Here is a 6,901-nt window from a genome sequence, read left to right as displayed (position 1 = left end):
GGCCGGGGGCGTCGCCGGAAAGGGCATGGGRGCCCAGCGCCCGACCCACCGACCGCCGCACCTGAAAAACTCAACAGCGCGCGTCATGCTTGCCACCGGTTTGGAAAAAGAACTCTATAAAAAGTCAGGCCCGCTTTCGCGGGCCCGTTCCTTTCAACCATGGCGCAGCGCGATCAGGACGTCCGTTCTTCAATCTCGTCCACGCCCAGATTGGTCGAAGGATTATCGTAGACCGCCCGATCGAGCAGCCCCGTCTCCTTGGCCACCAGCACCGGCACCAGCATCTGCCCGGTCACGTTGGTCATCGTGCGCATCATGTCCAGGATCCGATCGATCGCATACAGATACCCGATCGTCTCCAGCGGCAGATTGGCCGCGCTCAACACCACCGTCGCCATCACCACTGCAGTCCCCGGCACGCCCGCCGTACCGAAACTGCCCAGCACCGAGGCGATCAGCACCACGATGTACTGCTCCGGCGACAACGGCACCCCCGTGTACTGCGCGATGAACACCGCGCACAACGCCGGATAGATCGCCCCGCAGCCGTCCATTTTGATGCTCGCACCCAGCGGCACCGCGAACGATGCGTAGTCTTTGTTCACGCCCAGGTTGTGCGTGATCGAACGCATCGCCGCCGGCATCGCCGCAAAGCTCGACGAACTCACGAACGCCACCTGCATGCCCGGCGCCGCGCCACGGAAGAACTTCAGCGGGTTCAACCCGTGCGACAACAGCAGCCCACCGTAGACCACCACGATGTGGAACGCGCACGCCACGTACAACGCCAGCACGAAGCTGCCAAGCGGCAGCAGCTTCTCGAAGCCATAACTGCCCACCAGCCCGGCGATCAGACCGAAGGTTCCCAGCGGCGTCATCTCCAGCACGAAGCGCGTTACCTGGATCATGATGTCGCTCATCTGACCGGTCAGCTTGCGCGCCTCGGCCACCTTGTCGCCGAGCTTCACCATCGCAAAGCCGAGCAGACCGGCGAAGAAGATCACCGGCAGGATCGAGCCGCGCCCGGCCGCCAGCACCGTCTCACCTGCCGCGTTCACCCGCGTGCCGATGCCGGTCAACGCATAGAACACGTTGGAGGGCACCACGTCCATCAGCACCTTGATCACGCTCGGCACTTCGCGCGGCGTGTAGCCGTGGTCCATGCTCAGGCTCAGGTTGCCCGTGCCCGGCTGCAGGATCGTGCCCACCGCCAGGCCCACGCAGACCGCCAGGGCGGCGGTGATGATGAACCACAGGAACGTGCGCCCGCCGAGGGCGGCCACCGACTTCTGGCCGTGGAGCGAGGAGATCGCGTTGATCACCGCGAAGAACACCAGCGGCACCGCGATCATCTTGATCAGCGTGACGTAGAGATCGCCAAGCGGCCCGAACCAGACTTCCGCCGCCGGGCCCAACACCCAGCCGGCAAGTGCGCCCAGCACGAAGCCGCCAAGCACGCGTTGCCAGAACGGAATCCGCAACCACGCAGACACCAGCTTCATGAGCCTTCCAGAGAGAATTCGACAGCTAGGCACCTTAGCCCAACCCGGGCCGGGGAACGAGGCGCACACGGAAATTCAGCGTGTCATCGGCGTGCCTTGCTGCGTTCTGCATAATGAACGCCCGTTTCACTTATGAGATATGACTGTCCATGTCCCGTACCACGTCCTTGGTGGCAGCCATCGCCACCACCCTGCTGCTGGGCGCCTGCGCCAGCACCACGCCCGCCGCCAGCGCCTCGGGCGCCGTGCAGGTCGAGGTCCCCGCCGTGGCCCACCCGGCCGGTGAAACCCCGCAGTGGTGGTACCGCAGTGGCGCCGCGCGCGCAGCCAGCACGGGCGCGATGGACGGCAAGGCCAGGAACGTCATCCTGTTCCTCGGTGACGGAATGAGCCTCACCACGGTCGCCGCCGCGCGGATTTTCGAAGGCCAGCGCAACGGCAATCCCGGTGAAGAGAACCTGCTGTCGTGGGAGCGCTTCCCAGCCACCGCGTTCAGCAAGACCTACAACACCGACTCGCAGACCCCCGATTCGGCCGGCACCATGACCGCCATCACCACCGGCGTGAAGACCCACATGGGCGCGATCGGCGTCAGTGCCGGCACCCGCAACGACTGCGCCGACAGCTTGAACAAGGGCCTGCTCACCTGGCTGCAGTTGGCCGACAGCGCTGGCCTTGCCACCGGCGTGGTCACCACCGCCCGCCTCACCCACGCCACCCCGGCCGCCACCTACGCCCACTCGCCCGAGCGCAACTGGGAAAACGACGCCGACGTGCCCGAGGCGGCCAAGGCCGCCGGCTGCACCGACATCGCCCAGCAGCTGCTGTCCACCTCGCGCTATGGCCGTGGTCCGCTGGTCGCCCTCGGCGGCGGCCGCGCCCAGTTCACCACCGTGGAAGAACGCGATCCCGAATACGACGACAAGGTCGGCCAGCGCCTGGACGGGCGCAGCCTGGTCACCGAGTGGCAGCAGACCCATCCGGGCGGCGCCTATGTCTGGAACGCCAGGCAGCTGCAGGCCGCGGCCAATGCCCCGGCGGTGCTGGGTCTGTTCGAGCCGGACCACATGCGCTATGAAATCGAGCGCAAGGACGACCCGGCCGGCGAACCCAGCCTGGCCGAGCTGACCAAGGCAGCCATCGCCAACCTGGCCAAACACCAGGAGGGCTACGTGCTGATGGTCGAAGGCGCCCGCATCGACCACGCCAACCACAGCGGCAACGCCTACCGCGCCCTGAGCGATACCGTGGCCCTGTCCGATGCGGTGCGCGCCGCAGTGGAGGCGACCTCCGACCAGGACACCCTGATCATCGTCACCGCCGACCACTCGCACACCCTGAATTTCGTCGGCTACCCGGCGCGTGGCAACCCGATCCTGGGCAAGGTCAAGGACAAGGGTGGCGAAGACGGCACCGGCGGCCTGGATGTTGCCCGTGACGGCCTCGGCCTGCCCTACACCACGCTGAGCTACGCCAATGGCCCCGGCTACACGGGCGCGACCAACCAGCAGCCGGCCGGCCCGAAGACCTACCCGCACAATCCAAGCAGCTTCGACCCCGCCAGCGGTCGCCCGGACCTGAGCCACGTCGATACCGAGCATCCCGATTACATGCAGGAAGCGCTGGTGCCGACCAAGAGCGAAACCCACGGTGGCGAAGACGTCGGCATCTGGGCGCGTGGCCCGGGCAGCAAGGCCATCCGCGGCACCATGGAGCAGAACACGATCTACCACATGATCGTCCAGGCCACCCCGCGCCTGCGCCAGCGTCTGTGCGAGGCCGGCACCTGCGACGCCAGCGGCGTGCCGGTGGAGCTGCCGAAGCCGACCGCCTTCGAGCGCAAGACCGACGCCAACTGATGGCAACGCCGATCCGCGCCGTAAAGCACAGGGGCCGCCACACGCGGCACCTGCTGCTGGCCGGACTGTTTGCCGCCGGCAGCGCGTGGGCGGACGGTTCGCCCTGCCTGGTGCTGACCGAAGAAGACGGCCTGCAGCCGTTGGCCGGCTGCCAGTTCGTCGACGGCCGCCTGCAATTGGAGGCCAGGGCATTGGCCGCGCTGTCCTTCGACGCCAACGGACTGGCACCGTTGCACGCCGGCGGCGGCTTCCACTACGTCAAACCCGACGGTCGGCAGCTGCCGGTCATTACCTTCGACAACGGCCCGGACTATGTGGTTGAAGGGCTGGTCCGTGGCCGTGTCGGTCAACGCATCGGCTACTTCGATACCGAGTTCCGCCAAGCCTTCCCGGCCACCTTCGATTTCGGCTGGGCCTTCGAGGATGGCGTGGCCCGGGTCTGCAACGGTTGCACGCGTGGCACCCCGGACGCGGATGGCCATGTGGCCATGGTCGGCGGCACCTGGCACCGCATCGACCGCGCCGGGCAGCCGGTGTATCAGATCGACCGGCCCTGATGGCCGCGCATGGCATCGGCGCGCGACTGCGCCGATACTGCCCTCCTGCCTCATTCTGCCGTCCTCATGAAGATCTCCTTGCCACCGCCTCCGGCTACACCCGCTCCGGTCCTGGTCGGCTTCAGCGGCGGCCTGGATTCCACCGTGCTGCTGCACTGGCTGGCCCAGTCCCCGGCGCAACGGAGCGCGGGTCTGCGCGCGGTGCACGTGCACCACGGTCTGCAGGCACCCGCCGACGGCTGGGCCGAACACTGCGCCGCACGCTGTGCCGCATGGGCCATCGCGCTGCAGGTGATCCCGGTGGAGGTCGCGCGCGACAGCGGCCAAGGCCTGGAGGCGGCCGCCCGCCACGCCCGCCGCACCGCCTTTGCCGGCGCGCTGCACCCCGGCGAGCAGCTGGCGCTGGCCCATCATCGCGATGACCAGGCCGAGACCTTCCTGCTGCGTGCGCTGCGTGGCTCCGGCGTGGATGGCCTGGCGTCGATCAAGGCGCAGGCGCCGTTCGCCGCCGGCAGCGTGTGGCGCCCGTTGCTGCAGGTGCCGCGCAGTGCGTTGCTGGCCTACGCCCAGACCCATGGGCTGGCGTGGATCGAGGACCCCAGCAATGCCAGCGATACGGCCGACCGCAATTTCCTGCGCCTGCACGTGATGCCACTGCTCCAGCAGCGCTGGCCGCAGGCCGATGCGGCGTTTGCACGCAGTGCCACCTTGTGTGCGCAGTCGCAACGCCTGCTCGAAGACACCGACCACGAGGCGCTGCGCCGCTGCACCGTCGCCCCGGGCGTACTGGACTGCGCGCGCCTGCTGCGGCAACCGCACGAACGCCGCGCCCGGCTGCTGCGCCAATGGGTGCGCAACTGCGGCCTGCCGCCGTTGCCGGCCGCCGGGGTGGAGGCGATCGAACGCGAGCTGCTGCCGGCCGCGCACGACGGCGATGCCCAGTTCGCCTGGCAAGGGGCGCGGATCCGGCGCTGGCGCGGCGAGCTGCACCTGCTCTCCACCACGTTGGCGCTGCCGCCGCATTGGAGCGCGCACTGGGACGGCCGCGCGCCGCTGGCGCTGCCCGATGGCGGCCAACTTGAACTGCTGGGCGCGCCACGACTGGCGGTGCCCCTGCAGGTCCGCGCACGGCGTGGCGGCGAACGCATCCAGCTGCCTGGGCGCACCCATTCGCATGCGCTCAAGGACCTGCTGCAGCAGCGCGGCCTGCCCCCGTGGCAGCGCCGCCAGTTGCCACTGCTGTTCGACGGGGAGGCGTTGATGGCCGCCGGTGACCGGATCATCGCCGCAGCGCTGCAGCACTGGCTGGATGAACACGACGCGCAGCTGCGTTGGACGCCGGGCGTGGCGTGAATTGACCCGGCTGGATTGGCGCATCACACTTGTCCCATGCCCAAGAAGTCCCCCAACGAAACCTCCCCGGTCGCCCACTTCGAGCAGTCGCTGGAAGAACTGGAGCAGCTGGTGGAGAAGATGGAAGCCGGCGATCTGAGCCTGGAACAATCGCTCAGCGCCTACGAGCGCGGCGTCGGCCTGTACCGCCAGTGCCAGCAGGCACTGGAGCAGGCCGAACTGCGCGTGCGCCTGCTCAGCGATCCTGCCCGCCCTGAGACCGCCGAGAACTTCGACCCGCCCAGCCATGACGGTTGAGTCCACGTTCGCGCGTTGGCGCGACCGCATCGAAAACCAGCTCGACGCCAGCCTGCCCTCCCCCGACGACGCCCCGCAGCGCCTGCACCAGGCGATGCGTTACGCGGTGCTGGGCGGCGGCAAGCGCATGCGCCCACTGCTGGTGTATGCCAGCGGCCAGATAGTCGGCGCCGATGAGCACAGCCTGGATGCGCCGGCGATGGCGGTGGAACTGATCCACGCCTATTCGCTGGTCCATGACGACCTGCCGGCCATGGACGACGACGCCCTGCGCCGCGGCCGTCCCACCACCCATATCGCCTTCGACGAAGCCACCGCGATCCTGGCCGGCGATGCCCTGCAGACGCGCGCGTTCGGCCTGCTCGCCGATGCGGCGCTGCCGGCGCAGCTGCGCGTGCATTGCCTGCAGGCGCTGACCCATGCCTCGGGTGCGGCCGGCATGTGTGGCGGCCAGGCGCTGGACATCGACGCCACCGGCCACGCCCAGCCGCTGGCCGCACTGCAGCGGATGCATGCGCTCAAGACCGGCGCGCTGATCCGCGCGGCGGTGCGGATGGGCGCGCTGTGTGGCGACGCACCGCAGACCGATCTGCTGCAGCTGGACGCATTCGCCAGCGCGCTGGGCCTGGCCTTCCAGGTCCGCGATGACATTCTCGATGTGGAAGCCAGCTCCGAGCAGCTCGGCAAGACCGCCGGCAAGGACGTCGCGCAGGCCAAGTCGACCTTCCCCGCCCTGCTCGGCATGGACGGTGCCAAGGCCGAACTGGCCGCACTCAGCGAACGCATGCACGACAGTCTGGCCGGGTACGACGAACGCGCCGATGCACTGCGTGCACTCGGACGGTTGGCGGTCGAACGCGATCACTGAACCGCGGGTGGGTCGAACGTCGGGCCATGCGTCCCCTGCGGGCGAATGTCCCTCCGGCGTCGGCCTGCGGTAGGTTCGCTCGCGAGACACGCCTACGAAAAAAAGGTTTTTCTCCCCTCTGAGGGGAGCGGCTTGTTGCAAGGGCCGTCGCAGGGTGAGTACGACGCTACACGCTTGGACGGGAAGTGCCGGCGACGTGTGGGTCGGGTGGTGTCTCCGTTTGGGGTTTCCGCGAGCGTTAGGGCCCCGTAGCAGCCGGTAGGCCCCTGGCGCAAATGTCCCCCGGCCGCGGGCGGCCTCCTCCTTTATTTTGCCCAGGGGCCTACCGGCTGCTACGGGGCTCGGCTTGCGGTAACAGGTGGACGCCAAGCTTTTTTGGCTCTGGTCGGTGGGTCGGGCGGTGGGTCCCCATGCCCTTGGAGGCGAAATAAAGGAGGAGGCCGCCCCGCGGCCGGGGGCGTCGCC

At 68.5% G+C, this 6,901-nt stretch carries 6 protein-coding genes; 5 read left to right on the top strand and 1 reads right to left on the bottom strand.

Annotation, left to right across the window (positions count from 1 at the left end):
- Positions 1 to 173 precede the first annotated feature (173 nt).
- Positions 174 to 1,502, bottom strand: a complete 1,329-nt coding sequence (locus AC1DR7_RS08325; RefSeq protein ID WP_256777521.1) for a dicarboxylate/amino acid:cation symporter — start codon at positions 1,500 to 1,502, stop codon at positions 174 to 176.
- A gap of 149 nt (positions 1,503 to 1,651) precedes the next feature.
- Between AC1DR7_RS08325 and AC1DR7_RS08320 the strand changes: the two genes are divergently transcribed.
- From AC1DR7_RS08320 to AC1DR7_RS08300, 5 genes are all read left to right on the top strand, one after another.
- Positions 1,652 to 3,361 carry an alkaline phosphatase gene (locus AC1DR7_RS08320; protein WP_478051872.1) on the top strand — a complete coding sequence of 570 codons (1,710 nt, stop codon included), beginning with the start codon at positions 1,652 to 1,654 and terminating at the stop codon, positions 3,359 to 3,361.
- Complete coding sequence (locus tag AC1DR7_RS08315) at positions 3,358 to 3,918, top strand: WG repeat-containing protein (RefSeq protein ID WP_457319597.1); 561 nt, start codon at positions 3,358 to 3,360, stop codon at positions 3,916 to 3,918. Before AC1DR7_RS08320 ends, AC1DR7_RS08315 begins: the two co-directional genes overlap by 4 nt.
- Before the next feature lie 66 nt (positions 3,919 to 3,984).
- The gene (tilS, locus tag AC1DR7_RS08310) at positions 3,985 to 5,271 is read left to right on the top strand and encodes a tRNA lysidine(34) synthetase TilS (RefSeq protein WP_457319595.1); all 1,287 of its coding nucleotides are present in this window, start codon (positions 3,985 to 3,987) and stop codon (positions 5,269 to 5,271) included.
- A gap of 36 nt (positions 5,272 to 5,307) precedes the next feature.
- The gene (locus AC1DR7_RS08305; RefSeq protein WP_256777517.1) at positions 5,308 to 5,568 is read left to right on the top strand and encodes an exodeoxyribonuclease VII small subunit; all 261 of its coding nucleotides are present in this window, start codon (positions 5,308 to 5,310) and stop codon (positions 5,566 to 5,568) included.
- Complete coding sequence (locus tag AC1DR7_RS08300; RefSeq protein ID WP_457319596.1) at positions 5,558 to 6,436, top strand: polyprenyl synthetase family protein; 879 nt, start codon at positions 5,558 to 5,560, stop codon at positions 6,434 to 6,436. The genes AC1DR7_RS08305 and AC1DR7_RS08300 overlap by 11 nt, the downstream gene beginning before the upstream one ends.
- Positions 6,437 to 6,901: the final 465 nt, after the last annotated feature.

This window comes from Stenotrophomonas sp. P5_A9 (assembly GCF_056400525.1).
This window is presented reverse-complemented; position numbering and strand designations above follow the sequence as displayed.